The 24,212-nt window shown below is 71.4% G+C and carries 23 protein-coding genes; 4 read left to right on the top strand and 19 right to left on the bottom strand.

Features of this window, described 5'->3' with window-relative positions; translation table 11 throughout:
• Nucleotides 1-62: 62 nt before the first annotated feature.
• On the bottom strand, nucleotides 63-1,907 hold the full coding sequence (locus GKS42_RS21300; protein WP_154795649.1) for an ABC transporter ATP-binding protein: 1,845 nt from the start codon (nucleotides 1,905-1,907) through the stop codon (nucleotides 63-65).
• Nucleotides 1,908-1,988: 81 nt separating this feature from the next.
• Here GKS42_RS21300 and GKS42_RS21305 point away from each other — a divergent pair, with 81 nt between their 5' ends.
• A complete protein-coding gene (locus tag GKS42_RS21305; RefSeq protein WP_154795650.1) occupies nucleotides 1,989-2,432 on the top strand; it encodes a MarR family winged helix-turn-helix transcriptional regulator in 444 nt (147 codons plus the stop codon).
• A 20-nt stretch (nucleotides 2,433-2,452) separates the two neighbouring features.
• Nucleotides 2,453-3,268: a hypothetical protein gene (locus tag GKS42_RS21310; protein ID WP_154795651.1), complete on the top strand. Its 816-nt coding sequence runs from the start codon at nucleotides 2,453-2,455 to the stop codon at nucleotides 3,266-3,268.
• A 53-nt stretch (nucleotides 3,269-3,321) separates the two neighbouring features.
• Here the strand turns inward: GKS42_RS21310 and GKS42_RS21315 are convergent, their stop codons facing one another.
• From GKS42_RS21315 to GKS42_RS21330, 4 genes are all read right to left on the bottom strand, one after another.
• Nucleotides 3,322-4,155 carry a type II CAAX endopeptidase family protein gene (locus tag GKS42_RS21315; RefSeq protein ID WP_154795652.1) on the bottom strand — a complete coding sequence of 278 codons (834 nt, stop codon included), beginning with the start codon at nucleotides 4,153-4,155 and terminating at the stop codon, nucleotides 3,322-3,324.
• A gap of 103 nt (nucleotides 4,156-4,258) precedes the next feature.
• A complete protein-coding gene (gene ispF / locus GKS42_RS21320) occupies nucleotides 4,259-4,741 on the bottom strand; it encodes a 2-C-methyl-D-erythritol 2,4-cyclodiphosphate synthase (RefSeq protein ID WP_154795653.1) in 483 nt (160 codons plus the stop codon).
• Nucleotides 4,738-5,442 (bottom strand): 2-C-methyl-D-erythritol 4-phosphate cytidylyltransferase, encoded by a 705-nt coding sequence (gene ispD / locus GKS42_RS21325; RefSeq protein WP_154795654.1) that lies wholly within the window; start codon nucleotides 5,440-5,442, stop codon nucleotides 4,738-4,740. The genes ispF and ispD overlap by 4 nt, the downstream gene beginning before the upstream one ends.
• A gap of 19 nt (nucleotides 5,443-5,461) precedes the next feature.
• Nucleotides 5,462-5,944, bottom strand: coding sequence for a CarD family transcriptional regulator (locus GKS42_RS21330; protein WP_133107964.1), 483 nt, complete (start codon nucleotides 5,942-5,944; stop codon nucleotides 5,462-5,464).
• Between the two features lie 263 nt (nucleotides 5,945-6,207).
• Here GKS42_RS21330 and GKS42_RS21335 point away from each other — a divergent pair, with 263 nt between their 5' ends.
• Nucleotides 6,208-6,690: a hypothetical protein gene (locus tag GKS42_RS21335; RefSeq protein ID WP_154795655.1), complete on the top strand. Its 483-nt coding sequence runs from the start codon at nucleotides 6,208-6,210 to the stop codon at nucleotides 6,688-6,690.
• Between the two features lie 13 nt (nucleotides 6,691-6,703).
• On the opposite strand, the gene GKS42_RS21340 is transcribed toward GKS42_RS21335, so the two are convergent.
• Together GKS42_RS21340 and GKS42_RS21345 are read right to left on the bottom strand one after the other, a co-directional pair.
• Nucleotides 6,704-7,393 (bottom strand): response regulator transcription factor, encoded by a 690-nt coding sequence (locus GKS42_RS21340; RefSeq protein WP_154795656.1) that lies wholly within the window; start codon nucleotides 7,391-7,393, stop codon nucleotides 6,704-6,706.
• Nucleotides 7,371-8,594: a sensor histidine kinase gene (locus GKS42_RS21345; protein ID WP_154795657.1), complete on the bottom strand. Its 1,224-nt coding sequence runs from the start codon at nucleotides 8,592-8,594 to the stop codon at nucleotides 7,371-7,373. Before GKS42_RS21345 ends, GKS42_RS21340 begins: the two co-directional genes overlap by 23 nt.
• Before the next feature lie 223 nt (nucleotides 8,595-8,817).
• On the opposite strand from GKS42_RS21345, the gene phoU reads away from it, so the two are divergent.
• Nucleotides 8,818-9,480 carry a phosphate signaling complex protein PhoU gene (phoU, locus tag GKS42_RS21350; protein WP_154795658.1) on the top strand — a complete coding sequence of 221 codons (663 nt, stop codon included), beginning with the start codon at nucleotides 8,818-8,820 and terminating at the stop codon, nucleotides 9,478-9,480.
• Nucleotides 9,481-9,565: 85 nt separating this feature from the next.
• Here phoU and GKS42_RS21355 read toward each other — a convergent pair whose 3' ends face one another.
• The 12 genes from GKS42_RS21355 to ftsH form a co-directional block, all read right to left on the bottom strand.
• On the bottom strand, nucleotides 9,566-10,303 hold the full coding sequence (locus GKS42_RS21355) for a phosphoglyceromutase (RefSeq protein ID WP_154795659.1): 738 nt from the start codon (nucleotides 10,301-10,303) through the stop codon (nucleotides 9,566-9,568).
• 63 nt (nucleotides 10,304-10,366) lie between these two features.
• On the bottom strand, nucleotides 10,367-11,395 hold the full coding sequence (locus tag GKS42_RS21360) for a lactonase family protein (RefSeq protein WP_154795660.1): 1,029 nt from the start codon (nucleotides 11,393-11,395) through the stop codon (nucleotides 10,367-10,369).
• A 113-nt stretch (nucleotides 11,396-11,508) separates the two neighbouring features.
• Nucleotides 11,509-11,844: a histone-like nucleoid-structuring protein Lsr2 gene (locus GKS42_RS21365; RefSeq protein WP_154795661.1), complete on the bottom strand. Its 336-nt coding sequence runs from the start codon at nucleotides 11,842-11,844 to the stop codon at nucleotides 11,509-11,511.
• Between the two features lie 292 nt (nucleotides 11,845-12,136).
• Complete coding sequence (gene lysS, locus GKS42_RS21370; protein ID WP_154795662.1) at nucleotides 12,137-13,678, bottom strand: lysine--tRNA ligase; 1,542 nt, start codon at nucleotides 13,676-13,678, stop codon at nucleotides 12,137-12,139.
• Nucleotides 13,679-13,687: 9 nt separating this feature from the next.
• The gene (gene panC, locus GKS42_RS27040) at nucleotides 13,688-15,613 is read right to left on the bottom strand and encodes a pantoate--beta-alanine ligase (RefSeq protein WP_154795663.1); all 1,926 of its coding nucleotides are present in this window, start codon (nucleotides 15,611-15,613) and stop codon (nucleotides 13,688-13,690) included.
• Nucleotides 15,610-17,208 (bottom strand): PH domain-containing protein, encoded by a 1,599-nt coding sequence (locus tag GKS42_RS21380; protein ID WP_154795664.1) that lies wholly within the window; start codon nucleotides 17,206-17,208, stop codon nucleotides 15,610-15,612. The genes panC and GKS42_RS21380 overlap by 4 nt, the downstream gene beginning before the upstream one ends.
• On the bottom strand, nucleotides 17,205-17,699 hold the full coding sequence (locus GKS42_RS21385; protein ID WP_154795665.1) for a PH domain-containing protein: 495 nt from the start codon (nucleotides 17,697-17,699) through the stop codon (nucleotides 17,205-17,207). The genes GKS42_RS21380 and GKS42_RS21385 overlap by 4 nt, the downstream gene beginning before the upstream one ends.
• Nucleotides 17,700-17,783: 84 nt before the next feature.
• Nucleotides 17,784-18,245, bottom strand: coding sequence for a DUF3180 domain-containing protein (locus GKS42_RS21390; RefSeq protein ID WP_154795666.1), 462 nt, complete (start codon nucleotides 18,243-18,245; stop codon nucleotides 17,784-17,786).
• A gap of 3 nt (nucleotides 18,246-18,248) precedes the next feature.
• Nucleotides 18,249-20,459 carry a 2-amino-4-hydroxy-6-hydroxymethyldihydropteridine diphosphokinase gene (gene folK, locus GKS42_RS21395; RefSeq protein WP_154795667.1) on the bottom strand — a complete coding sequence of 737 codons (2,211 nt, stop codon included), beginning with the start codon at nucleotides 20,457-20,459 and terminating at the stop codon, nucleotides 18,249-18,251.
• Nucleotides 20,456-21,307 (bottom strand): dihydropteroate synthase, encoded by an 852-nt coding sequence (folP, locus tag GKS42_RS21400; RefSeq protein ID WP_210769239.1) that lies wholly within the window; start codon nucleotides 21,305-21,307, stop codon nucleotides 20,456-20,458. The genes folK and folP overlap by 4 nt, the downstream gene beginning before the upstream one ends.
• Before the next feature lie 88 nt (nucleotides 21,308-21,395).
• Nucleotides 21,396-21,986, bottom strand: coding sequence for a GTP cyclohydrolase I FolE (gene folE, locus GKS42_RS21405; RefSeq protein ID WP_154795668.1), 591 nt, complete (start codon nucleotides 21,984-21,986; stop codon nucleotides 21,396-21,398).
• Nucleotides 21,987-22,000: 14 nt separating this feature from the next.
• Nucleotides 22,001-24,148, bottom strand: coding sequence for an ATP-dependent zinc metalloprotease FtsH (ftsH, locus tag GKS42_RS21410; RefSeq protein ID WP_154795669.1), 2,148 nt, complete (start codon nucleotides 24,146-24,148; stop codon nucleotides 22,001-22,003).
• Nucleotides 24,149-24,212 lie beyond the last annotated feature (64 nt).

Raw genomic sequence — 24,212 nt, forward strand, 5'->3', positions numbered from 1 at the left:
CTTTGCTGACGGAGTTCACTGGTGACCAGAGGGTATCCGTGCGCGGCGTGAGCGGCCGTGCTTCACGCGAGTGCGGGGCTGATGGCGACAGCACCGGAGGACCCGACCAGGTCGGCGTATCGGCCGCCCCGGGCGAGCAGCCCGGCGTGGTCGCCGGACTCCACGATCCGTCCGTGATCGACGACCGCGATCTGGTCGGCGTCGCGCACGGTGGAGAGCCGGTGCGCGATCGTGATGGTGGTGCGGCCGGCGCTGACCACGTCCAGGGCGGCCTGCACGGCCCGTTCGGTCTCGTTGTCGAGCGCGCTGGTGGCCTCGTCGAGGACGAGCACCCGGGGATCGCGCAGCAACGTGCGGGCGATCGCCAGCCGCTGCTTCTCGCCACCGGAGAACCGGTAGCCGCGAGCGCCGACGAGGGTGTCGTAGCCGTCCGGCAGTGCCGCGATCAGGTCATGGACCTGGGCCGCACGGGCGGCCGCCTCGATCTCGGCGTCGGTGGCCTCGGGCTTGGCGTAGCGCAGATTCTCCCTGATGGTGGTGTGCAGCAGGTAGGTCTCCTGGGAGACCACCCCGACCACGCCGGACAGGTCCTGCAGGGTCATGTCCCGCAGGTCGACGCCGTCGATGGTGACACGGCCGGCCGTCGGGTCGTGCAGGCGTGAGATCAGTGCCGCGATCGTGGACTTGCCCGAGCCGGACTCGCCCACGAGGGCGAGGCTGCTACCGGCCGGCACGGCCAGGGTGACGCCGTCGACCGCCGGCCGATCGCCGTCGGGGTAGGTGAAGCTCACGCCCTCGAGCGCGACTGCACCACCGCCGTCGGCCGGCCGGACCGGCTCGGCCGGATCGTCGATGGTGACCGGCAGGTCCAAATACTCGAAGATCCTGCTGAACAGGGCCATCGAGCTCGTCACCTGGACGCCGACGTTGAGGACTCCCATCAGCGGGCGGAACAGTCCCGCCTGCAGGCTCACGAACGCCACCAGGGTACCGATGGTCATGCCGCCGGAGGTGGCCGGCAGGCCCGCGGCGAGGTAGAGGAGCGCGGGGATCGCGGCGAAGATGATGCTCATCGTGGCCATCCGCCAGCGGCCGGCGAGCTGGGCGCGGACCTCCAGGTCCAGCAGCCCCTCGGAGGAGTCGGAGAATTTGGCGGTCAGCGAAGGACCGGCGCCGAGGGTCTTGCCGAGCAGAACCCCGCTGACGGACAGCGACTCCTCGACCTGGCCGTGCAGGTTCGCGAGCGCACGCTGGCGCTTGGCGGTCACCTCGCGGCGCATCGTGGCGACCTTGCGGGTCAGCCAGATCGCCGGCGGGAGCACGATCAGGGAGAGCAGGGACAGCTGCCAGCTGAGCGCGACCATGGCGATCGCCGTACCGACGGCGGTGGTCACGTTCGAGGCGATCGACGTCGCCGCCGTGGTCACCACGGACTGCATGGCACTGATGTCATGGGTGAGTCGGGACTGCACCTCGCCGCCGCGGGTGCGCTTGAAGAAGTCGAGGGACTGGCGCTGCAGGTGCGCGAACACGTCGGTGCGCAACCGGTGCATCACACGCTGGCCGATGACGGTGGAGATCCAGGTCTGGAACACGCCGAGGACCGAGGTCACGACGGTGACGCCGAGCATCGCGCCGACGAGGACGAGGAGCAGGGGGACGTCCTGGTTCGGGATCGCCTCGTCGATGAGGTGCCGGGTCAGGAACGGGGTGGCGAGCCCGATGGCGGAGGTCGCGACGATCAGTGCGACCACGGCACTCAGCCGGGCTCGGTAGGGCGCGAACAGTGCGCCGATGCGGCGCAGGCTCACGGGGTGGGACTCGAGCTGGGCTCGGTCCTTGGGATCGGGACGGGTGGCGCCATCGCGGCCACGGGGGCTCTCTGGGTTCATGGCGAAGTCGGCCATAGGGACATCACTTCTCTCTGTCTAGGTCATGTACTGAGGTTACCTCATTATGAGGTTGGCGTCAATAGTAGGCTCCGGAGCGTGACGAACCCCCGGGGGCGTGAGCCCGAGCGAGCGCCCGAGAGCGACCCCAGTGATCTGCTCACGCACGCGACCCGCGCCCTGCGGCGCCGGTGGGCGGCATCGCTCGAGCCCTGGGGACTGGCCCCGCACGAGGCCCGGGCGCTGCGGGTGATCAGTGACAGCGACGGCGCCCGGCTGTCCGACATCGCCGCGCACCTGCGGATAGCGCCACGCTCGGCCACCGAGGTCGTCGATGCCCTCCAGGAGAAGTCGCTCGTGGAACGGATGCCGGACCCCACGGACCGGCGCGCCGTGCTCGCGGTCCCCACAGACACGGGCCGGGCCCTCGCCGAGGAGATCGGCGCGGCCCGGCTGCAGGTCTCGCGGGACTATTTCTCCCGGCTCGAACCCCAGGAGCAGGACCAACTCGCCGCCCTGCTGCACCGGCTCATCGCCGACTGAGACCGGCGCACGTCGGACCGATGGACATCGCCCGAGCGCTCGAGGACGACCAGCTGATCTCGATCGGCGACTACCTGCGACTCCCACCCACCGAGCGCCCGATCCTGCTGCAGTGCGCCGGCACCCTCCGCACCGGGCAACCGTGTCAGGGCCTCGTCTTCGCGCGGGCACTGACCAGTCGCGTGCTGGCGCCGCACTTCGCCTCGCGCAACCATGGCCCCGGCTGCGACGAGGCCGCCCTCGAGCACAGGTCCACCGACATCGACGAAGCGACGCGGACCCCTCAGGCAACGTCATCGACCCAGATCATCGAGCTCATGCCGACCACACCGGAGCCGACCACCCGCGCCGCGGCCCGTCGCCGCACTGCGACACCGGGACGCGACAGCCGGGCGCATCGCCACGAGGTCCCGGGCCTCGGTGGCGAACGTCGGGCCACGTTGCGCGCTGCCCTGCGCATCCTCCTCGGCCGTGGCTTCCGCGACGGCGCCCACATCCGATGGGCCGGAACCGAGGTCGACGCAGCCCGGTTCTTCGTCCACCTGGACAGCGTCGACCCGAGCGAACCAAGGGTCCGTGGGTACTGGGGACTCGTGGACCGCGCCGAGTTCTTCCGCCGCACCGGCGCGGTCCACCTGCACTCGCGTACCGGGGCCCTGGTGGTGATCCACCGCGACATCGCCGACGAGGCCCTCGCCGTCCACGGCGATCTCTCCGCGCTCCATGGGCAGTATGTCCTGGCGGTCTCGCTCGTCCGGACCTCCGCGGCCGGCAGACCCTACGTGCTGGTCACCGACGCCTCCGCCCTCGCCACCTGGTCACCGCCCGCAACGTAGCGGCGCCCTGTCGCGTCACCCACCGTGAAGCCGGCCGCGCGCGGCTGGTCCGGTCACGCCGGGGTGACCGCGGCCCGAGCGGGCCGCGCACCTACGGCCGGGACCACCAGCAGGACCACCGCCGTGACCAGTACCGTCGCAGCGAAGATCGGGCCACCGGTGGGCGCGGTGAACGGCAACAGCGACAGCGAGACATTCCCGGCGTAGTGCATCACGACGGCCGACGGGACCCCGCCGAGCAGCCGCTCGCTGATGAACCAGTACGTCAGCGACATCGGGACCATGCAGGCGAGGAAGCCCACCGCTTCCACGGCCCCGAGGCTCGACTGCGAGGTCCCGGGGAGCAGGAACAGCGGCACGTGCCAGAGTGCCCAGATTGTGCCCAGCACTGCGGCGGTGGCGATCGGTGAGAACCGTGCGCGCAACCTCGGCTGGACGTAGCCGCGCCAGCCGAACTCCTCCGAGAGCGGACCGGCCATGGTGGCGATCAGGAGGAACGGAAGCAGGTCGGAGCCGGCGAAGGCAGCGGTGACGTCGGCCATCCCGATCGCCGGCGCACCGAACAGCGGTCCGAGCGCGCCGGCCAGCACGGCAGGCGCAGCCCCCAGGCCGATCGCGGCGGGCAGCCAGAGCGCGAGCCGCCCGGCCCGCGCCACGCGTGGGCTCCGCACGCCGCGGAGCCGGTAGATCAGTGCGGCCAGGCTGGGCCCGAAGCCACCGATCGCGTAGAACACGAAGACGGCCGGGCTCGAAAGGTCGCCGCCGAGCAACACGGCGACCAGCCAGGACCCCCAGCTCAGGGCGAAGGTCAGGGCGAGGAAGCCGCCCACGCGGCGATCGGGGGGTGCGAAGGTCGTGGCGGCCGGTGCGGTGGCGATCGTGCTCATGGGGACCAGCCAACCGGCTCCGGTGGCATCCACCCAGGGTGCTTCCACCCGGAGTGCCCACGGGTGCTGGCCCTACCCCGCCAGCCCCGAGCAGGAGTGGGGGTCAGCCCGCTGCGATGACGAGAGCCGTCGCGATCGCGGCGATCCCCTCGCCGCGACCGGTGAGCCCGAGCCCGTCCGTGGTGGTGGCGCTGACCGTGACGGGAGCTCCGGCCGCCGCCGACAACGCCGCCTCCGCCTGCCCGCGCAGGCCGGCCAGCTTGGGCCGGTTCCCGATCACCTGGATCGCGATGTTGCCGATCTCGAAGCCGGCGGCGCGCACCCGCGCGCCGGCCTCGCCCAGCAGCCGGAGGCCCGAGGCGCCCGCCCATTCGGGCTCGGCGGTGCCGAAGTTGGAGCCGAGGTCGCCGAGCCCGGCGGCGCTGAACAGTGCGTCGGCGGCGGCGTGGGCGGCGACGTCCCCGTCGGAGTGGCCGGCCAGCGCCACCTCGTCGGGGAAGGTGAGCCCGGCCAGCGCGAGCCCGGTCCGGCCGTCCTCGGCGAACGCGTGAACGTCCACGCCGATCCCGGTGCGCGGCACTCTCATCCGTCCTCCTCGAGGTACAGGGCCGCTACGGACAGGTCGTGGCGGGTCGTGATCTTCAGGGCGCGCGCCTCGCCCGGCACCACGTGGACCGCGATGCCGAGGGCCTCGACCAGGCCGGCGTCATCGCCGGCGGCCACGGCCTCGGAGTCGGCGCGGGCGGCCCCGTGTGCGTGGGCCCGGCGCAGGACGTCGGCGTCGAACGCCTGGGGTGTCTGGATCGCGCGCAGTTCGGACCGGTCGGGCGTCGCGATGGCGCGGGGCGGATCGCCGTCGTCGACGGCCCGGATCGTGTCCACGACCGGGACTCCCGGGACAACGGCCGGATGGCCCGCGCGGACGGCCGCGACCAGGCGGCCGATCAGGTCGGCCGAGACCAGCGGCCGGGCGGCATCGTGGACGAGGATGACCAGGTCCGACTCGCCGAGGGCGCGAAGACCGGAGGCGACGGACGCCTGCCGGGTCGCCCCGCCGTCGACGACTTCGATGTCGACCGACGAGACCGGTGCGACGGCGGCGCGGACCTGATCGAGGTACGCGGCCGGCGCGGTGACCACGATCCGGCGGACCAGCCCGGAATCGGCCAGACCACGCGCGGCCCGGGCGACGAGCGCCTCGCCGCCCAGCGGCACGAGCGCCTTGGGCACGGTGTGCCCGAGCCGGGAACCGGACCCGGCGGCGGCCAGCACGGCGCCGACACTCACCTCCGGGTCCGCCCGTGGTTCAGGACGCGAGGACCTCGTCGAGGATGGCCTCGGCCTTCTCCTCCTCGGTGTGCTCGGCAAGCGCGAGCTCCGAGACGAGGATCTGACGGGCCCGGGCCAGCATCCGCTTCTCGCCGGCGGACAGGCCACGGTCGGCGTCGCGGCGGGACAGGTCGCGGACGACCTCGGCCACCTTGATCACGTCACCGGACGCGATCTTCTCGACGTTCGCCTTGTACCGGCGCGACCAGTTGGTCGGCTCCTCGGTGTACGGGGCGCGCAGCACCTCGAACACCTTCTCCAGGCCTTCCTTGCCGACGACGTCCCGGACGCCGACCAGATCGACGTTCTCGGCCGGCACTTCGATGGTCAGGTCACCCTGCGCCACCTTGAGCCGGAGATAGAGCTTCTCCTCCCCTCGGATGATCCGCTTCGAGATCTCCTCGATGAGGGCTGCACCGTGGTGCGGGTAGACGACGGTCTCGCCGACTGTGAAGGTCATGTGCTCGCACTCCCCTTTCGCAAGAACCAAGTTTACCACGCGAAATGGGCGCAATCTCGCGGCGCTTCCGCGTTTGCGCAGGTCATGGCGGTAGCCTCCGCCGCCACCGGCTCGGGTGCCCGGGCCGGGGCTCTTGAGGAGAATGTGAAGGCGACGGCCGTGTGCGGACAGGCATTAGGCTGGCGGCCAGGTCTTGTCGTCATTGCCAGACCCGCGTCCGCCGATACGTCCCGGAGCGTGGGCACCCCCGAAAGGAGAGCCCCGTGGCTCGCAACACCCGCCGTCTCGTGGCGTCCCTGTTGATGGCGGCCACGGCCGCAGCGGGCGTGAGCGCCTGCTCCCCGATCGTGACGCAGTACGGCACGTCACCCAGCGACGGCGTCCAGGTGGAGGTCGGCAGCCAGATCCGCGGCGAGAACCTGCTCATCCTGACCCGCGCCGAGGGCGCCGAGGGCGTCCTCATCGGCGCGGTCGTGAACCGCTGGGAGTCCCCGACGACGGTGAACCTGACCATCGGCGAGAGCGCCGAGGCCGCCTCGGTCGACGTCGACGGCAACTCGACGGTGCTGCTCAACCCCGACGCGGAACTCGTCACCATCGCGGCCGTCGCGGCCGCACCGGGCGCCACCATCGACGTCACGGTCTCCTCGCCCGAGCAGGGCTCGGTGACGGTCGCGGTGCCGGTCCTGGACGGCACCCTGGCGCCCTACGACGAGTTCCTGCCCCCGGCTCCCGTGGAGGAGTGAGCCGCTCGGCTCCTCAGCGTTCGTCGACCAGCTTGTAGCCCAGTCCGCGCACGGTCACCAGGACCTGGGGGTTGACCGGGTCGACCTCGATCTTGGCCCGGATCCGCTTGACGTGGACGTCGAGGGTCTTGGTGTCCCCCACGTAGTCGGCACCCCAGACGCGGTCGATGAGCTGCCCCCTGGTGAGCACCCGGTCCGGGTTGCGCAGCAGCAGTTCCAGCAGTTCGAACTCACGCAGCGGGAGGGCGACCTCCTCACCGTCGATGGTGACCACGTGCCGGTCGGTGTCCATCCGGATCCGGCCCACGCTGAGCACCGCCGGGGTGAGCGCGTCGATGGACTCGGTGCCACGCCTCAACACCGCTCGGATCCGGGCCAGGAGTTCGCGGAACGAGTACGGCTTGGTGACGTAGTCGTCGGCGCCGATCTCCAGCCCGACCACCTTGTCTATCTCCCCGTCCTTGGCGGTCAACATGATCACCGGGACGGCACTGCGCTGCCGCAGCTCCCGGCATACCTCCACGCCGGACAGTCCCGGCAGCATCAGGTCGAGGAGGACCAGGTCGGCGCCGGCTCGATCGAACTCCACGAGCGCATCGGTGCCGGTCGCGACCGCAACCACCTCGAAGCCCTCACGGGTGAGCTGGTACGTCAGCGGTTCGCGGTAGGACTCCTCGTCCTCAACGAGCAGGATGCGGGTCACGGCTCTCTCCTCCTGCGCCGGCCGCTGATGCGGGCGGCGCCTGTTCGTCGGGGGACGGCGCTCGGCCGTCACCATGGTGTTCTGCCTGGGGAATGCGAAGGGTGAAGGTGGAACCGCGACCCGGGGCGGACCACAGGGTCACCTCGCCACCGTGGTTCTGCGCGACGTGCTTGACGATGCTCAGGCCGAGCCCGGTGCCGCCGGTCTCCCGAGAGCGGGCGGGGTCCACGCGGAAGAACCGCTCGAACACCCGTCCGGCGTTCTCGCTGGAGATGCCCGGGCCCTGGTCCACCACCGCGATCTCGGCGATGCCGTCACGCGGCCGGACGCCCACGCTCACCCGGGTGCCGTTCTCGGAGTAGCGCAGGGCGTTGTCCAGCAGGTTCCGCACGGCCGTGACCAGGAGCGAGTGGTCGCCGAACACCCGGAGGCCACCCGTCCCACCGACGACCACGGTGATGTCCCGGGACTCCGCCTCGACGCGGATCCGGTCCACCGCCTCGGCGACCACGGCGTCCACGGACACGTCCACGAAGTCCACCTCGTTGTCCGGCGCCTGGAGCCGGGAGAGTTCGATGATCTCCTTGACCAGGGCGGACAGCCGGACGGCCTCCCGTTGCATCTTCGCGGCGAACCGGCGCACGAGCTCGGGGTCCTCGGCGGCATCGGCGGCGGTCTCGGCGAGCAGTGCGATGGCGCCCACCGGCGTCTTGAGCTCGTGCGAGACGTTCGCGACGAAGTCTCGGCGGACCTCCTCGAGGCGGCGTTGCGCCGTCTGGTCGTCGGCCAGCAGGAGCACCCGCCCTCCCGCCAGCGGGGCCACTCGCACCTCGAACGAGAGCCGGTCGGCACCAGGCACCGCCGAGCGCGGCACGTCGAGGTGCTCGTCGCGGATCTGCCCGTCGGCGCGGACCGCGGCCACGAGGTCGTTCAGCGTCGTGTGGGTGAGCCGGCCGTTGCGGACCAAGCCGGTCGTGTAGGCGTCCGGAGTGGCCCGCATGACCTCTCCACCGGACCCGAGCAGCACGGACGTGGAACGCAACGCGGAGAGCAGAGCCGCCACGTCATCGGACACGGCGGGCTCGGCGACCTCCGGTTCCCGGGCGTGGCTGCGCTCGCTCCCCCTGAACGCGAGACCGGCGGCAGCGCCGACGAGCAGGCCGACCAAGCCCACCACGAGCGGCAACCAGGAACCCTCCACAGCGCCAGACTAGGCCCAGCCATCGGGTGCTCCCGGCCACCTGCGGCCCGGTAGCCTGTTGTTCACCATGGATGCATGACCCGTTCATCCGGGCATGGGATTCTGAGGAGTACGTGTGCGTGGGTGCCGTCCCTGATCGGGGCACGGTGCGAACGGTGCGCCGGGCACGCGCGGAGCAGCCAAGGCGGACGACCGCCGTCGATGACCAGAGGGAGAACCACCGGTGCGAGCGATCTTCGAGCAGGAACTTGGCGCGGTCGGTGACGATCTGCTGCGGATGAGCCGACAGGTTCAGACGGCCGTCCAGGAGGCATCCGCCGCCCTCGCCTCGGCCGATCTCCAGGCGGCGGAACAGGTGATCATCGCGGACGACGCGATCGACCAGATCGAGCGCGAGCTCGACGACCGGTGCGTCAACCTCCTCGCCCGGCAGCAGCCGGTCGCGACGGACCTGCGGATCATCGTCTCGGGACTTCGGATGAGCGCGTCCATCGAGCGGATGGGAGACCTGGCCCGCCATGTCGCCCAGGTCACCCGGCTGCGCTACCCCGAGTCGGCGATCCCGGAGAACTCCCGCGAACTCTTCGCCCAGTTGGCCGATGCCGCCAACAAGGTGGCCGCGGACGTGGTGCAGCTGCTCGAGACCCGTGACCTCGAGCTGGCAGCCGCCATCGAACGGGACGACGACATCCTGGACCAGCTGCACCAGCAGACGTTCAACGAGACCCTCAGCCCAGACTGGACCGGAACGACCGCGCAGACCGTCGACGTGACGCTGCTGGCCCGGTTCTACGAGCGCTTCGGGGACCACGCCGTCGCCGTGGCACGCCGGATCTCCTACCTGGTCACCGGCGACCTCGAGGGCCTCGGCGACTACAACAGCTGACCTCGGCCAGACCCGCGAAGGCCGGGCCACCCTCGTCGGGTGGCCCGGCCTTCGTCTGCGGTCGGCGCGTCAGCGCGTCAGCGCGTCAGCGACCCTGGTTGGCGACGGCGGCGATCGCGTCCTTCGCGGCGTCCGGGTCGAGGTAGCGGCCGCCCGGAGTGATCGGCCGGAGGTCCTCGTCGAGCTCGTACACGAGCGGGATCCCGGTGGGCACGTTCAGGCCGGCGATGGTGTCGTCGTCGATGCCGTCGAGGTGCTTGATGATGGCGCGCAGCGAGTTGCCGTGCGCGGCCACCAGCACCACCTTGCCCGCGCGCAGGTCGGTGACGACGTCGCTCTCCCAGTACGGAAGCGCCCGCTCGAGCACGTCCTTGAGGCACTCGGTGGCCGGGATGGGCTCGCCGGCGTAGCGCGGGTCAGCATCCTGCGAGAACTCCGAACCGGCCTCGATCGCGGGCGGCGGCACATCGTAGGAACGGCGCCAGGTCATGAACTGCTCCTCGCCGAACTCGTCCCGGATCTGCTTCTTGTCCTTGCCCTGCAGGGCGCCGTAGTGGCGCTCGTTCAAGCGCCAGTTGCGCTTCACGGGGATCCAGTGACGGTCCGCGGCGTCCAGCGCCAGGTTCGCCGTGGTGATGGCGCGGCGCAGCAGCGAGGTGTGCACCACGTCCGGCAGCACGCCCGCCTCGACGAGCAGCTCGCCGCCGCGGGTGGCCTCGGCCGTGCCCTTCTCGGAGAGCGGCACGTCGACCCAGCCGGTGAACAGGTTCTTCGCGTTCCAATCGCTCTCGCCGTGGCGGAGCAGTACCAGGGTGTACGTCATGGATCCAGTCTGCCGCATCGCGGCAGCCGGGTACGACCAGGGACCAGCGGCACCGCGAACGGTTCAGACCGGCAGGATGAACATCGGGCTAGCCAACGCGACGCTCCCGCGCACGGGCCCGATGACGCCGTCGGTGATCGGGTGGATCGCAACCTCGTCGGATCGCTCACCGGCGACCAGGAGCTCCGAACCGACGACCTCGAGGTGCCGCGGCCAGGTCGCGGTGACCACCTCGCCGACCAGTTCGAGGCCGGCCCCATCGTCGGAGATGGCGAAAGTGGAGATCGAGTCGGCGCCCCGCACACCGACGGCGAGGCCACCACGGAAGGCGAGCAGGTGCGAGAGCTGGTGGACGTCCTGGCTCCGGCCGGGCAGGGTCGAGGCCGCGACGCGCTGGACGACCTCGCCGCGGCCGGCGTCCTCGTCCCAGGCCAGGACGACCAGCTCACCGCTGAGCTCACCGGCCACGTACACGTGGTCACCCGCCACGACCATGTGGCGCGGCCCGGTGCCTGGGGGCAGGTCGGTGAGGATCGGCTCGGGATCCGGGCGGCCCATGTCCAGGGGGTAGGCACGCAACTGGTCGGTGCCGAGATCGGCCACGATGAGGAACCCACCGCCCGCGGACAGGTTCGAGGAGTGTGCATGCGGCCCGTCCTGGCGACCGGCCACCGGACCGGACCCGGCGTGCGACAGGCTCATCACCGGGTCGGAGACGTCACCGGCCTCGGTCAGGGCGATCACGCCGACGCTGCCGTCGCCGTAGTTCGACGCATACAGCCAGTGCCCCTGGGGGTGCACGAGCAGGTGACAGGGCCCTGCCCCACCGCTGCCGGCCAAGGCCGTTCGGCGGAGCGCGCACTCGGAGTCGACGGCGTAGGAGGAGACGGTCCCCGGGGTGCCCTCCCCGACCGCGAACAGCCGCTCCGCGGCAGGGTGCAGCGCGAGGAAGCTGGGGTGGTCCGCGGTCAGCATCCGCTGGGCGGACGAGTCCGCCCAGTCACCGCCGGACTGGCGGTCCAGCCGCCAGATTCCACCGGAGACATCGGGGGTGGACGTCGACCCGATCCACATGTGTCGGACAAAAGTCATGGCACCCAACCTAACGGTCGAGTGCCATGACTGGTGAACCTGGCGGCCTCGGCCGGGCGCGATCTCCCTCACAAGGAGGCCGGCCCGCCGAGAGCCCGGTCAACGGGCCGAGATCAGTTCGCCTTCGCGTACGCCTCACGGATCTCCGCGGAGACGCGGCCACGGTCGCTCACCTGGAATCCGTTCTCACGGGCCCACTCACGAATCTTGCCCGCGTCGGAATTCCCACGCGAGGAACCGGACGACCGACGAGCCGTGCTGGTGGAACGGCGCCCACCGGAACGGCGCGCGTGACCGACCCACGAAGCGAAGGATTCACGGAGCGCGGCGGCGTTCGTTTCGTTCAGGTCGATCTCGTAGGTGACGCCATCGAGTGCGAACGTCACGGTCTCGACGGCATCCGAGCCATCGATGTCGTCGATGAGGAGGACGCGGACCTTCTGAGCCATGTGTATTCCTTGATCTCGTCAGTCGGGGGAAATGCCCCGAGTAAATACCGGGGGGGTTCAGACTGCCATCATCCGGAACACTATGTCAAAGGTGGTTGAACGTAGAACTATCCTTCTCGTTTGGTCTCGTCCCGAGATTCGCGTACGCTCCGTGCATCCTCCGCGGCCTCCGCTCGAGCCCGCGCAATACGCTCACGCCGATCCGCGTGGATCATTGCCCGAATGGCGACGACGAAGAGAATGGCAACACCCACCGACGGGGCAAGGGCCGCCATCGCATCCCAGAATCCGTTCATCGTGGCTTCACCAACGGGAATGTGATCGTCTCGCGGATCCCGTGTCCGGTCAGCGCCATGAGGAGACGGTCCACGCCCATCCCCATACCGCCGGACGGAGGCATCCCATGCTCCATGGCCTGCAGGAACTCCTCGTCGACACGCATCGCCTCGGCATCGCCGCGGGCCGCGAGCTGCGCCTGCGCCTCGAACCGCTCCCGCTGGATCACCGGATCCACAAGCTCCGAATACGCGGTACCCAACTCGAATCCGCGCACGTACAGGTCCCACTTCTCAACGACGCCGTCGATCTCACGATGCGCCCGGGTCAGCGGTGAGGTATCGACCGGGAAGTCCCGGACGAATGTCGGGGCGTACAGGTCCGACCCGACGAAGTGTTCCCAGAGGTCCTCGGCGACCTTACCGGGGGTCGCAATGTTCGAGTTGATAGTGATCTCGGCCTTGTCCGCCAGGACGAGCAATTCATCCATCGGGGTCTGCGGGGTGATCTCTGTGCCGACCGCTTCGGAGAGCGACGGATACAGGGACAGGTCCTGCCATTCCCCGCCGATTTCGTACTCGGTGCCGTCGGCCAGTGTCATCAGGGTGGTGCCGAAGGCGTCCCGGGCGGCCGTCTGGATCAGTTCCTTGGTGAGCGCCGCCATCGTGTTGTAGTCGCCGTACGCCTGATATGCCTCGAGCATCGCGAACTCCGGGGAGTGCGAGGAATCCGCGCCCTCATTGCGGAAGTTCCGGTTGATCTCGAAGACGCGGTCGATGCCACCGACGACGGCGCGCTTGAGGAACAACTCCGGTGCGATTCGCAGATACAGGTCGATGTCGAACGCGTTCATATGCGTCACGAACGGTCGTGCCGTCGCCCCACCGTGCATCGTCTGCAGCATCGGTGTCTCGATCTCGATGAAGTCGCTGCGGTGCAGGAAGTCACGCATCGAACGCACCACGGCGGCGCGGGTCCGGACCATGTCCCTGGCCGCCGGCCGTGTGATCAGGTCGAGGTAGCGGCGCCGCACCCGCGACTCCTCGGAGGACTCCTTGTGCAGGGTCGGCAGCGGCCGGATCGCCTTCGCTGCGATCTCCCAGGAGTCGGCCATCACGGACAGCTCGCCCCGGCGCGAGGCGATCACACGGCCGTGGGCGAAGAAGTGGTCACCGAGGTCGACGAGCGTCTTGAACCGCTCGAGCGACTCCTGGCCCACCTCGGCGAGGGAGATCATCACCTGGAGCCGGTTCCCCGCACCGTCCTGAAGTGTGACGAAGCACAACTTCCCGGTGTTGCGCAGGTGCACGATCCGGCCGGCGACACCCACGATGTGGTCCGTCTCGGTGCCTGGCTCGAGCTCCGGGTGATCGGCGCGCACGCCGGCGATGGTGTCCGTGACCGGCAGCGTGACCGGGTACGCCTCCACACCGTCGGCGAGCAGCTTCTCGCGCTTCTCCCGCCGGATCCGGACCTGCTCGGGCAGGTCGTCACCGTCCTCGTCAGGGGTGACGGTCGGTTCGGTCGGCTCGGCGGGGGGCAGGAACGGGTCAGTCACCCCCCGATTCTAGCGATGCCGCGGATCCGGCCAGCTCACCACGGCATTGTCGATGAGCCGGGTGGTCCCCACGTGGGCGGCGATCACCAGCAGCGCGTCCCCGGCACCACCGGCGTCCGGGTAGGGACTCATCGTCACGGGGTCGACGAGCTCGAGGTAGTCCGTCCGCACCTCGGCGGGGGCCACGGTCGCGAGTTCGGCGCGTGCGGCCCCGAGGACCTCCGCGGGCGGGCGGCCCTGCTCGGCGGCCCGGGCGCCGGCTCGCACGGTCCTGGAGAGCACCAGCGCGGCGGCGCGGTCCGTCGCCGACAGGTGCACGTTCCGGCTGGACAGTGCGAGCCCGTCCGGGTCCCGCACGGTGGGGACCGCGACCACGGCGATGCCCATGTTCAGGTCCGCGACCATCCGGCGCACGAGGGCGAGCTGCTGGGCGTCCTTCTGCCCGAACAGTGCGACATCACCGGCTGTCAGGTTGAGGAGCTTGTGCACCACGGTGAGCATGCCGTCGAAGTGCCCGGGCCGGTGCTCTCCCTCGAGGATCTCTCCCATCCGGCCGGCGACGATCCGCACCTGCGGCTCTGCGCCCGGGTACATCTCGTCCACGGACGGCGCGAACACCACGTCGACCCCCTCGTCCCGGAGCAGTGCCACGTCGGTGTCCAGGGTGCGCGGGTAGGTCTCGAGGTCCGCGGCGGAGGAGAACTGCAACGGGTTCACGAAGATCGTCACGACGACCTCGTCGGCGCGCCGGCGGGCCGCGCGGACGAGCGCGATGTGGCCGGCGTGCAGCGCCCCCATGGTCATCACCACGGCACGGGTGCCGCGCGGTCGGAGCGCGCGCAGCTCCGCCACGGTGTGCACCACGAGCGGCCCGGTGCTGCCGTCGTCGAGGTCCTCCGGGGCCTCGCCGTCGGAGGTGCCGCCAGCAACGCCGGCGACGGCGGAGCTCGCCACCGCGGCGTCGCTCGCCGTCGCGGTGGGTGCGTCGCTCGCCGTCGCGGTGGGTGCGTCGCTCGCCGTCGTGGTGGCCGCGGCACCCGGCGTCGCCGCGAGCGCGTCGAGCAGCTCGCCGGCCCGGGCCTCGCCGATCCGGCCGTTGACCAGGGCGCGCTGCACGGTGGCGCGGGCCAGAGCGACGTAGGTGGGGGCGACGTCGAGGAGTCCGTGCCCCCCGCCGTCGGCCTCGGCCAACGCGGCCAGGTGCTCACGCACGGTGCCCACGTCGCCGCGGACCACGGGGCCGGTCAACGACGCCTCCCCGCCCCGGAGCGCACCGTCGAGCGCGGCCTGCAGCAGCGGGGTGAGCAGCTGACCGCCGTCCTCGACCCCGGCCGCGGCCAGCAGCCGGATGGCCTGCGCGGTCAGTGTGACCAGGTGGTTCGCGCCGTGCGCGAGGGCCGCGTGGTAGAGCCCGCGGACGTCCTCGCCGAGGACCACCGGCTCGCCGCCGATCTCCACCACGAGCGCCTGCGCGATCGGCAGCACCGGCGGCGCTGCGGTGACCGCGAACGGGGCGCCGACGATCCGGGACAGGTCGAGGCTGGTGCCGGTGAACGTCATGGCCGGGTGGATCGCCAGTGGGATGGCACCGGCGGCGCGGGCCGGGGCGAGCACGCCGGTCCCGTACCGGCCGGCGGTGTGCACCACCAGCTGCCCGGGCTGGAACGCGCCGAGGGCGGCGAGGCCCGAGACCAGGTCGGCGAGCACGTCGTCGGGCACCGTGAGCAGGAGCAGCTCGCTGCGTTCGACGACCGCCTCGACCTCGAGCACCGGCACCCCGGGCAGCAGCGCGTCGATCCGATCCAGGGTGTCCTCCGAGCCACCGCTGGCCCCGACGACGGCGTGTCCGACCGAGCGAAGGGCACTCGCCAGCACCGTCCCCACCCGGCCCGCGCCGACCACACCGACGCCGAGCCGTCCAGGTCGAGAAGTCACCCGTGCATCCTGCCACCGTCGACGGGGTCGTTCGTCACCGCGCCGACGCGCCCGGGCAGCACGCCACCGTAGACGGCACGCACCGGCGGACTCGGCAGGATCCCACCGTAGGTGGCGGGCGGCGCGGCCGGATCAGGTACGGCGTCGGCATCCCCGGCTGCGGCCGCAGCCGCCGCGGCCGCAGCGACCCGTGGCAGCATCCAGCGCTCGGGTCCGGCCTCCCGCCTGGCCCGGCGGGCCCGCTCGGCGACGTCCACCAGCAGCTCGCGGGCGACGTCGGCGTCGATGTGCGTGACGATGGGCGCGATCGGGCCGGGCGTCGAGTGCAGCGAGAAGTTCGCGACCCGCAGCCGTCGGTCCAAGGGACCCTCGGACAGGCCGAGGGACTGGGTGCGCTCATGCGGCACGATGACCATCCGGCGCCAGATGCGCCCGGTCCGCAGGATCGTCACGGTGTCGGTGACGCGGAACCCGGTGCGCCGCCAGGTCCACCAATCGAGCCAGCGCACCCGGCGCGGCGACGTGACGAAACCTTCGGCGTCGCCGGTGCCGGACAGGCCGGCCTCGAGCAGCTCGAGAGGCCGAGGGGCGCCGAGATCGGGCTGGACCAGATACAGCAGTCGGCCCACCTCTTCGGTGGTGGCGACCGGGTACAGCACGCTGCCCGTGGTCTCCTCGGCCCCGTACCCGGCGATGTTCACCTGCAGCCGCCACCAGCCGCGGGTGCGCCACAGCAGCGGCTGGGACACCTGCATGGCCTGCACGCGGCCCGGCGGCACGGTGCGGGCCTTCGACTCGAGCAGCCCCTGCCGCACCCGGACGCCGTCGGGCGAGGTGGCGACGCGGAACGCGAACTCCCCCGCGAACCGGCCCCACGTGTACGCGACCGCACCGAGCAGCGCGGGACCGACGCCGAAGATCGGCGCCAGGCTCTGGCTCAGGACGGCGATCACGATCAGCACCGCCCCCGCCACCACGAAGGCCATCACCCAGAACGAGAGGGCGAGGGAGCCGATCAGCCGGCCCGGCGTCAGCGCGAGCACCTCCCGCTCCGGCGCGGCGGGAGCGGCGGGTGCCTGGCCGCCGTCGGCCGCTTCCGAGACTGTCACCCCGGCGGCCCGGGCCAGGAGCTCGTTGCGCAGCCGCTGGGCCTCGTCCTCGGTGAGGAAGGACAGGGTCAGGTTCGAGCCCGCCCCGCCCGCCGACTCGATCTTGAGCGAGGCGAAGCCGAACAGCCTGGCCAGCAGCGGCTGGGTGACGTCCACGGTCTGCACCCGGTCGAGCCGGAGGTGGCGTTGCTGACGGAACAGGACGCCGGAGTGCAGGTAGACGCTCTCCGGGCTGAGGCCGTACCGGGTCCGGCTCCAGGCCAGCGCCGAGTAGCCGAGGCCGATCAGCGAGCCGACCACGATGACCCCGATGATCACGAGCAGGAACTGCGTGGTGGGCAGGTCCAGCTGCCCGAGGGTGTCGGAGTACTGCCAGACGAAGATCGCGATCAGCGCGGCCGCGACCTTCCACGCGTTCAGCAGCGGGGTGATGCGATGCAGCTTGCGCCAGTCGACGTGGCTCTCGGCTGCGCGGTCAGCGCTCACAGGCCGGCCAGCCTCGCCTCACCGCGGGCGGTCAGCTGGTCCCGGAGCCGGGCCGCCTCCTCCTCGCCGAGCCCGGGGATCGAGGCGTCCGAGCCGGCCGAGGCCGTGTGGAGCTGGACGGCGGCGATCTTCATCTTGCGTGCGATCGGACCGGCCTCGACGTCCACGTACTGCATGCGTCCGTAGGGCACCACCACGAGGGACCGGAACATCACGCCGCGTCGGATGAGTAGGTCGTCCTCGAGCTCGGCGTAGCCGATCGACCGGACCTGCCGTGGGACGAGCCAGAGCAGCCAGGCGGTCAGCGCCAGCAGCACGGCGGGCAGGATCCACATCGCCGAGCCGACCACCACGGCGGGCCAGATCGTCACCAGGCCGGGCAGGCCGAGGAAGATCGCGACCGAGATCTGCCGCACCGGGATCAGGCGTGCGGAGATCGGGCGCCATTGCACGCCGTCGATGTCGAGTGCGGGGTTGTGCGGTGTGGGCATGCGGCCATTCTCCCTGATCCGCCCGTGCCGGCGCGTCCACCGCGCGGCGGAGCCCGACCTCGATCGCTGCTCCGGACGGGTGGGTCAGCCGGGCGCCGGCCCGTCGTCCTCGTCCTCGGGTGGCACTTTGCAGCACCACTGGGCGAACAGGCCGGCCGCGACGAGCACGCCACCGGCGAGGATCGCGACCCCGGACGCGAACGCCTGCTCGCGCGGCTCGGGCGCCTGCACCCGGGGCAGCGATAGCAGCAGGATCGCGAGGAAGTAGCCGATGTGAGCGGCCCCGGTGAGCGCGGCGGCCTGCCCCAGCACGAGGATCCGGGCCGCGCCGATCGGGTCCGTGACGGTCCGCTCACGCACGGCCCGGCGCACCCGCAGGCCGAGGATGACGACCACGACGGCCACCACGACGAGCAGCACGATCACCGCCGCCGAGACCGGCGGCAGACTGTTCCCCCGGGTGTACCACCAGCGCAACGCGATGGCGGCGATCGTTCCGACCACGATGACCGTGGCCGCCAGCGCGCGCCAGCCGACCTGCTGCATCGGTCAGTTCGGGTCGCGGCGCAGCGGCTGCCACTTCGGGGTCGCCGCCGGCGGTTGCGGCTCCGGGTCCGACTCGGGCCCGGTCCAGGGCTGACCGGACGGCCGGCGGGTCTGCTCGTCGATCTCGTCGTCGCCCTGCTGGGGCGGGAACGAGACCGGTCCGGACGCACCGAAGCCCGACGGCGGTGCCGGCGGTTCGAAGCCCGACGGCGCCGGCGCGGGTGGTTCCGCGGGTGCCGGCTGCTCCGGTGCTGGGGCCGGCGGCTCGTAGGCAGGAGGCTCGTAGGCCGGCGGCGCGGGCGGCTGGGGCGGCGCGGGCGGTTCGTAGGCGGGCGGCTCGTACGCCGGCGGCTCGAAGCTGGACTGCGCCGGTGCGGCGGGCTCGTACCCGGACTCGTCCTGGCCCGACGGCTCGAAGCCGGACTGGTCCTGGGCCGACGGCTCAAATGCCGGTGGCTGATGGGCCGATGGCTCGTAGGCCGGCGACTCGGCCGGCTGACCGAAGGCGGGCTGTTCGGAGGCATGCTGGCCGTACGAGGGCTGCTCGTACGAGGGCTGCTCGAAGGCGGGCTCCTCGTACGACGCCTGCTCAGCGGGCTCCTCGGAGGCGTGCTGCCCGTACGAGGGCTCCTCGTACGAGGACTGCTCGTACGAGGGCTGCTCGAGGATGGGCTCCTCGGAGGCATGCTGCCCGTACGCGGGCTCCTCGAAGCCGGGCTGTTCGGAGGGCGCCTGCGGCGCCGGTGGGTGCTCGGGCAGGGCGTCGGCGGCGGGCGCGGGCACCTGGTACGCCGGCGGCACGGCCGGCTGGACCGCAGACTCCTCGGCCTGCACCGCCGCCGGGCGCGCGAACGGCGAGTCCGCGTACTGCTCCGGTGCCGCCTCCGCATGCTCCGAGGCGATCGGTGCCGCTGGCTCGGACTCGTCGCCGTCGGCGTGCGCGAGGAGTTCGAGGTCCTCCACGGACTCCTGGCCCTCGTAGGACGCCTGGGCGAAGTCATCGACAGACTCCTCCGAGGAGTCGTCCGCCGCCGCCGGCGCCGCGGCGGGTGCGACGTCGGCGACGGACCCGCGGGACCGTTGCCCCGCCGTCGGGTCCAGCCAGTCGAGCGCGAGCCAGCGCACCCCGGACCGGTCCGGGGCGGTCTCGGCGAGGACGGCGACCGGTCCCCCACCGAGCCCTGGCAGGAACGCGGACGGATCCGCCTGCGCCCACGGCACAAGCACGAACGCGCGCTCGTTGGCGCGGGGGTGCGGGAGGGTGAGCTCGGGCTCGACGCTCGAGACGCCGTCGAACGTGATGATGTCGATGTCGAGCGTGCGCTCGCCCCAGCGCTCGCGACGCTGCCGACCGTAGGCGTCCTCGACCTCGTGCATGCGGTCGAGGAGATCCATCGGCGAGAGGGTCGTGCTCGCCAGCACGACGGCGTTGAGGAAGTCCGGCTGGGGGACGGCGTCGGGCAGCACCACCGCGGCCGTGCGGGCCAGCGGGGAGACCGTGGTCACGGTCAGGCCGGGGACCTCGCGCAGGTCCGCGACCGCCGCCCGCATCGTGGCCCGCACGTCACCGACGTTGCCGCCGATCGAGAGCACCACCTCCACGGGCTCCTCGGGCGCCCGGTGCAGGACGGCTCCACCCGGTTCCTGCGCCTCCTCGGGCGAAGCGGCGGGCACGCCGTCGAACGAGGAGTCCGCCTCGGCCGCAGGTGCGGCCGCGGGTGCGATGACGGCGGGCATGGCTTCGACCGCGGGGGCCGCGACCGCAGCCGCTGCGACTGCGGGTGCGGCGAACTCCGCCTCGGCGGCTGGTTCGACCGGCGCCGCTGCGCCCGTCGGCTCCCCGCGGGTGATCGCGATCTGCACGTCCGTGAACGGCACCCCGACGGGCGCCTCCGGCTTGTGGACCGTCACCTCGACGGATCTGACGGCGGCGGGAGCGAGCGCCGCGTCGGCGATCCTGGCGGCGAGGGTCTCGATCAGGTTGACCGGTTCGCCCTCGATGATCGCCACGATCTCCTGGGCGACGTCGGCGTAGTTGACCGTGTCGGCGAGGTCATCGCTGGCGGCGGCAGCACGGGTGTCGACGTGCAGGACCACGTCGGCGAGGAAGGTCTGCCCGTCGCGCCGTTCCTCCGGCAGGACGCCGTGGCGACCCACCCCACCCAGCCCGATGAGGCGGATGACGTCGTGGGCGTGGTTGTCCTCGGAGTTCATGGTGTCCCTTCTCGACCTTCCGAACTGGGTTCATTCTCTGCCGAACGCAGCGCCTGGGCCACTCTGACCGCATCCACAGAGCCTGCCACCTCGTGCACCCGCACGCCCCACACTCCGTGAGCGGCCACCAGCGCGGTGACCGCGGCGGTGGCGCGGTCCCGGAACACCGGGAGCGACTCGGCGCCCGCATCGGCGAGCAGCTGTCCGAGGAAGCGCTTGCGGGAGGCCCCGACGAGGACCCGGTGGCCGAGCGCCGTCAGCGCGTCCAGGTGAGCGAGCAGGCGCCAGTTGTCGGCGCCCTCCTTGGCGAATCCCAGGCCCGGATCGACGATGAGCCGCTCGGGCGCGACGCCCGCGGCGACGATCGCCGCCAGGCGCCCGCGCAGTTCGCCGACCACCTCGCCGACCACGTCGCCGTACGTCGCGTGCCCGGCCATGACGTCGGAATGGCCACGCCAGTGCGAGACCACGTACTCGAAGTCGCCGTCAGCCGCCAGCGCCACCATCTCGGGGTCCGCGAGGCCGCCGGAGACGTCATTGATGATGCTGGCGCCGGCGTCGAGGGACGCGGTGGCGACCGCGGCACGCATGGTGTCGACGCTGATCACGGCGCCCGCGGCGGCAAGCGCCTCGACCACCGGCACCACCCGCTGCAACTCCTCGGCAAGGCTGACCCGCTCCGCGCCCGGGCGGGTGGACTCCCCACCGATGTCGAGGATGTCCGCGCCCTGGGCGAGCAGGTGCCGTCCGTGCGCGATGGCGACGTCCTGTTCGAACCACTGCCCGCCGTCGCTGAACGAGTCGGGGGTGACGTTGACCACGCCCATCACCAGCGTCCGCGAAGTCATTCGGTCACCCTATCCATTCCCGGCCACCGATCCACCGACGCAGTGGCACGCCGGGGCGGGGCCGTGCCGGACAGGAGCGGGCCGTCGCTCAGTCGCGCGCGATGAGGCTCATCGCCTCGGCGCGGGTGGCGGTGTTGCGCATCTGCCCGCGCACCGCGGACGTCACGGTCCGCGCACCCGGCTTGCGCACCCCACGCATCGACATGCACAGGTGCTCGCACTCGATGACGACGATCACGCCGCGCGCGTCCAGCAGCCGGACCAGGGCGTCCGCGACCTGGCTGGTGAGCCGCTCCTGCACCTGGGGCCGCTTGGCGAAGACGTCGACGAGCCGGGCCAGTTTGCTCAGGCCCGTGACGGTGCCGTCGACCGACGGGATGTAGCCCACGTGGGCGACCCCGTGGAACGGCAGCAGGTGGTGTTCACAGGTGGAGTAGACGGCGATGTCACGGACGATCACCATCTCCTCGTGCTCGATCTCGAAGAACGTCTGGACGACGTCCTCGGGCTCGGCGTGCAGACCGGCGAAGATCTCCGTGTAGGCCTTGGCCATCCGCTTCGGGGTGTCCCGCAGGCCATCCCGGTCCGGGTCCTCCCCCACCGCGATGAGCAGATCCCGCACGGCCCGCTCGACGCCCTCGGCGTCATAAGGACGGGCGGGCGGCAGTTGTTCGACCATGAGGCTGTGAACTCCTAGGACTGATCCGGTGCGGACCCACCCGGACCGCTCAGGTCGGACTCGCCGGACGCGCCCGGTGCCGGCTGGCCCGGAGCCCGCCCGCCGACCGGGCCCGCGGTGGACTCGCCCGGGTAGGCGAACCGTTCCGGAACCTCGACGATCGTCTCGGCGGGGGCCTCGTCGTCGCCGGCGGCCGCAGCCTGGTCCTGCGGCAGCATCGGGGCGGCGCCGCTGGCGATCTCGCGCGGGGACTGTACCGGCGGCACGTCGCTGACGGCGCGGTGCTGGCTGGACAGCCAGACCGGACGCGGCTCCCGCTTCGTGATCGGGACGAACACCTCGGCCAGTTCGGCCTGGTTCAGGGTCTCCCGCTCCAGCAGCGCGAGTGCGAGGTCGTCGAGCACCTGGCGGTAGTGGGTGAGGATCTCCCACGCCTCGTCGTGCGCGGAGTCGATGAACCGGCGGACCTCGTCGTCGATGAGCCCGGCGACATCCTCGGAGTACTCGCGCTGGTGGCCCATGTCCCGACCGAGGAACACCTCGCCGTCGGCCTGTCCGAGCCGGATCGCGCCGACCCGCTCGCTCATGCCGAACTCCTTGACCATCTTGCGCGCGGTCGCGGTGGCCTTCTCGATGTCGTTCGACGCACCCGTGGTCGGGTCGTGGAAGACGATCTCCTCGGCGACGCGGCCGCCCATCGCGTAGGCGAGCTGGTCGAGCAGCTCGTTCCGGGTGGTCGAGTACTTGTCCTCGGCGGGCATCACCATCGTGTACCCGAGAGCCCGCCCACGGGGCAGGATCGTCACCTTGGTGACCGGGTCCGTGTACCGGAGCGCGGCCGCGACGAGGGCGTGACCACCCTCGTGGTAGGCGGTGAGCTTGCGTTCCTTCTCGTTCATGATCCGGGACTTCTTCTGCGGCCCCGCGATCACGCGGTCGATCGCCTCGTCCAGCTCGTGGTCGCCGATCAGCTCCAGCCCGGTGCGGGCGGTGAGCAGCGCGGCCTCGTTCAGGACGTTCGCCAGGTCGGCACCGGTGAATCCGGGGGTGCGCTTGGCCACGGCGTGCAGGTCGACCGTCGGCGCCATCGGCTTGCCCTTGGCGTGCACCTCGAGGATCGCCTGACGGCCCTTCAGGTCCGGCGACTCGACGGAGATCTGCCGATCGAAGCGCCCGGGGCGCAGCAGGGCGGGGTCAAGGATGTCCGGACGGTTCGTGGCCGCGATCATGATGACGTTCGCGTTCGCGTCGAACCCGTCCATCTCCACCAGGAGCTGGTTCAGGGTCTGCTCACGCTCGTCGTGCCCGCCACCGAGGCCGGCGCCGCGCTGGCGGCCGACGGCGTCGATCTCGTCCACGAAGATGATCGCCGGGGCATTCGCCTTCGCCTGCTCGAACAGGTCCCGGACGCGTGAGGCGCCCACACCCACGAACATCTCGACGAAGTCCGAACCGGAGATCGAGTAGAACGGGACCTCGGCCTCACCGGCGACGGCGCGGGCCATCAGGGTCTTCCCGGTGCCGGGCGCCCCGTACAGCAGCACACCCTTGGGGATCTTCGCCCCGACCGCCTGGAACCTGGCGGGCTCGGTGAGGAAGTCGCGGATCTCCTCGAGTTCCTCGATGGCCTCGTCCACGCCGGCGACGTCGCTGAACTTGACCTTCGGGGCCTCCTTGGAGACCTGCTTGGCCTTCGACTTCCCGAAGTTCATCATCCGGGAGTTGCCGCCCTGCAGGCGGGACATCAGGAACCAGAAGAGCCCGACCAGCAGCAGCACGGTGAGCAGGGTCATCAGCAGCGACGACCACCACGGCGTCTGCGGGACGACGGAGTTGAAGCCACCCTCCGGCTCCGCGGCGGCGATCGCCTCGGCGACCGTCTCGCCCTGCGGCGCGGCGTAGTAGAACTCGACGTCGCGACCCATGTTCTGGGCCTCGTCGCCACCGACGAGGTAGTCCTCGGTGAGTGTGAGGTTGACCCGCTGGGAGCCGTCGGTGATCTGCGCCTGCTCGACGGTGTCCCCGGCGAGCAGTTCGAGACCCGCGGACGTGTCGATCTGGCGGGTGCCGCCGCCGCTCATGAGTTGGAAACTCACGAAGATGACGATCAGCGGGATGAGCACCCAGATGAGCGGCCCGCGCAACAACTTCTTCACATTCATCCTAGGTGTGGGGCTGCGCCCCGTCCCTCCTGCTCGCAGTGTTAGACCGTGACGGTATACGACG

Source organism: Occultella kanbiaonis (assembly GCF_009708215.1).
Lineage (GTDB): Bacteria > Actinomycetota > Actinomycetes > Actinomycetales > Beutenbergiaceae > Occultella > Occultella kanbiaonis.

Bases quoted from the DNA above. Each gene is read 5' to 3' on its own strand.
- GKS42_RS21330 (WP_133107964.1), bottom strand. From the start codon at position 5,944: ATGACCTTCACAGTCGGCGAGACCGTCGTCTACCCGCACCACGGTGCA.
- GKS42_RS21385 (WP_154795665.1), bottom strand. From the start codon at position 17,699: ATGCCCACACCGCACAACCCCGCACTCGACATCGACGGCGTGCAATGG.
- ispF (WP_154795653.1), bottom strand. From the start codon at position 4,741: ATGAGAGTGCCGCGCACCGGGATCGGCGTGGACGTTCACGCGTTCGCC.
- GKS42_RS21365 (WP_154795661.1), bottom strand. From the start codon at position 11,844: ATGGCTCAGAAGGTCCGCGTCCTCCTCATCGACGACATCGATGGCTCG.
- folP (WP_210769239.1), bottom strand. From the start codon at position 21,307: ATGACTTCGCGGACGCTGGTGATGGGCGTGGTCAACGTCACCCCCGAC.
- GKS42_RS21390 (WP_154795666.1), bottom strand. From the start codon at position 18,245: ATGCAGCAGGTCGGCTGGCGCGCGCTGGCGGCCACGGTCATCGTGGTC.
- folE (WP_154795668.1), bottom strand. From the start codon at position 21,986: ATGGTCGAACAACTGCCGCCCGCCCGTCCTTATGACGCCGAGGGCGTC.
- GKS42_RS21310 (WP_154795651.1), top strand. From the start codon at position 2,453: ATGGACATCGCCCGAGCGCTCGAGGACGACCAGCTGATCTCGATCGGC.
- GKS42_RS21355 (WP_154795659.1), bottom strand. From the start codon at position 10,303: ATGACGTACACCCTGGTACTGCTCCGCCACGGCGAGAGCGATTGGAAC.
- folK (WP_154795667.1), bottom strand. From the start codon at position 20,459: ATGAACTCCGAGGACAACCACGCCCACGACGTCATCCGCCTCATCGGG.
- GKS42_RS21300 (WP_154795649.1), bottom strand. From the start codon at position 1,907: ATGGCCGACTTCGCCATGAACCCAGAGAGCCCCCGTGGCCGCGATGGC.
- GKS42_RS21315 (WP_154795652.1), bottom strand. From the start codon at position 4,155: ATGAGCACGATCGCCACCGCACCGGCCGCCACGACCTTCGCACCCCCC.
- ftsH (WP_154795669.1), bottom strand. From the start codon at position 24,148: ATGAATGTGAAGAAGTTGTTGCGCGGGCCGCTCATCTGGGTGCTCATC.
- GKS42_RS21360 (WP_154795660.1), bottom strand. From the start codon at position 11,395: ATGACTTTTGTCCGACACATGTGGATCGGGTCGACGTCCACCCCCGAT.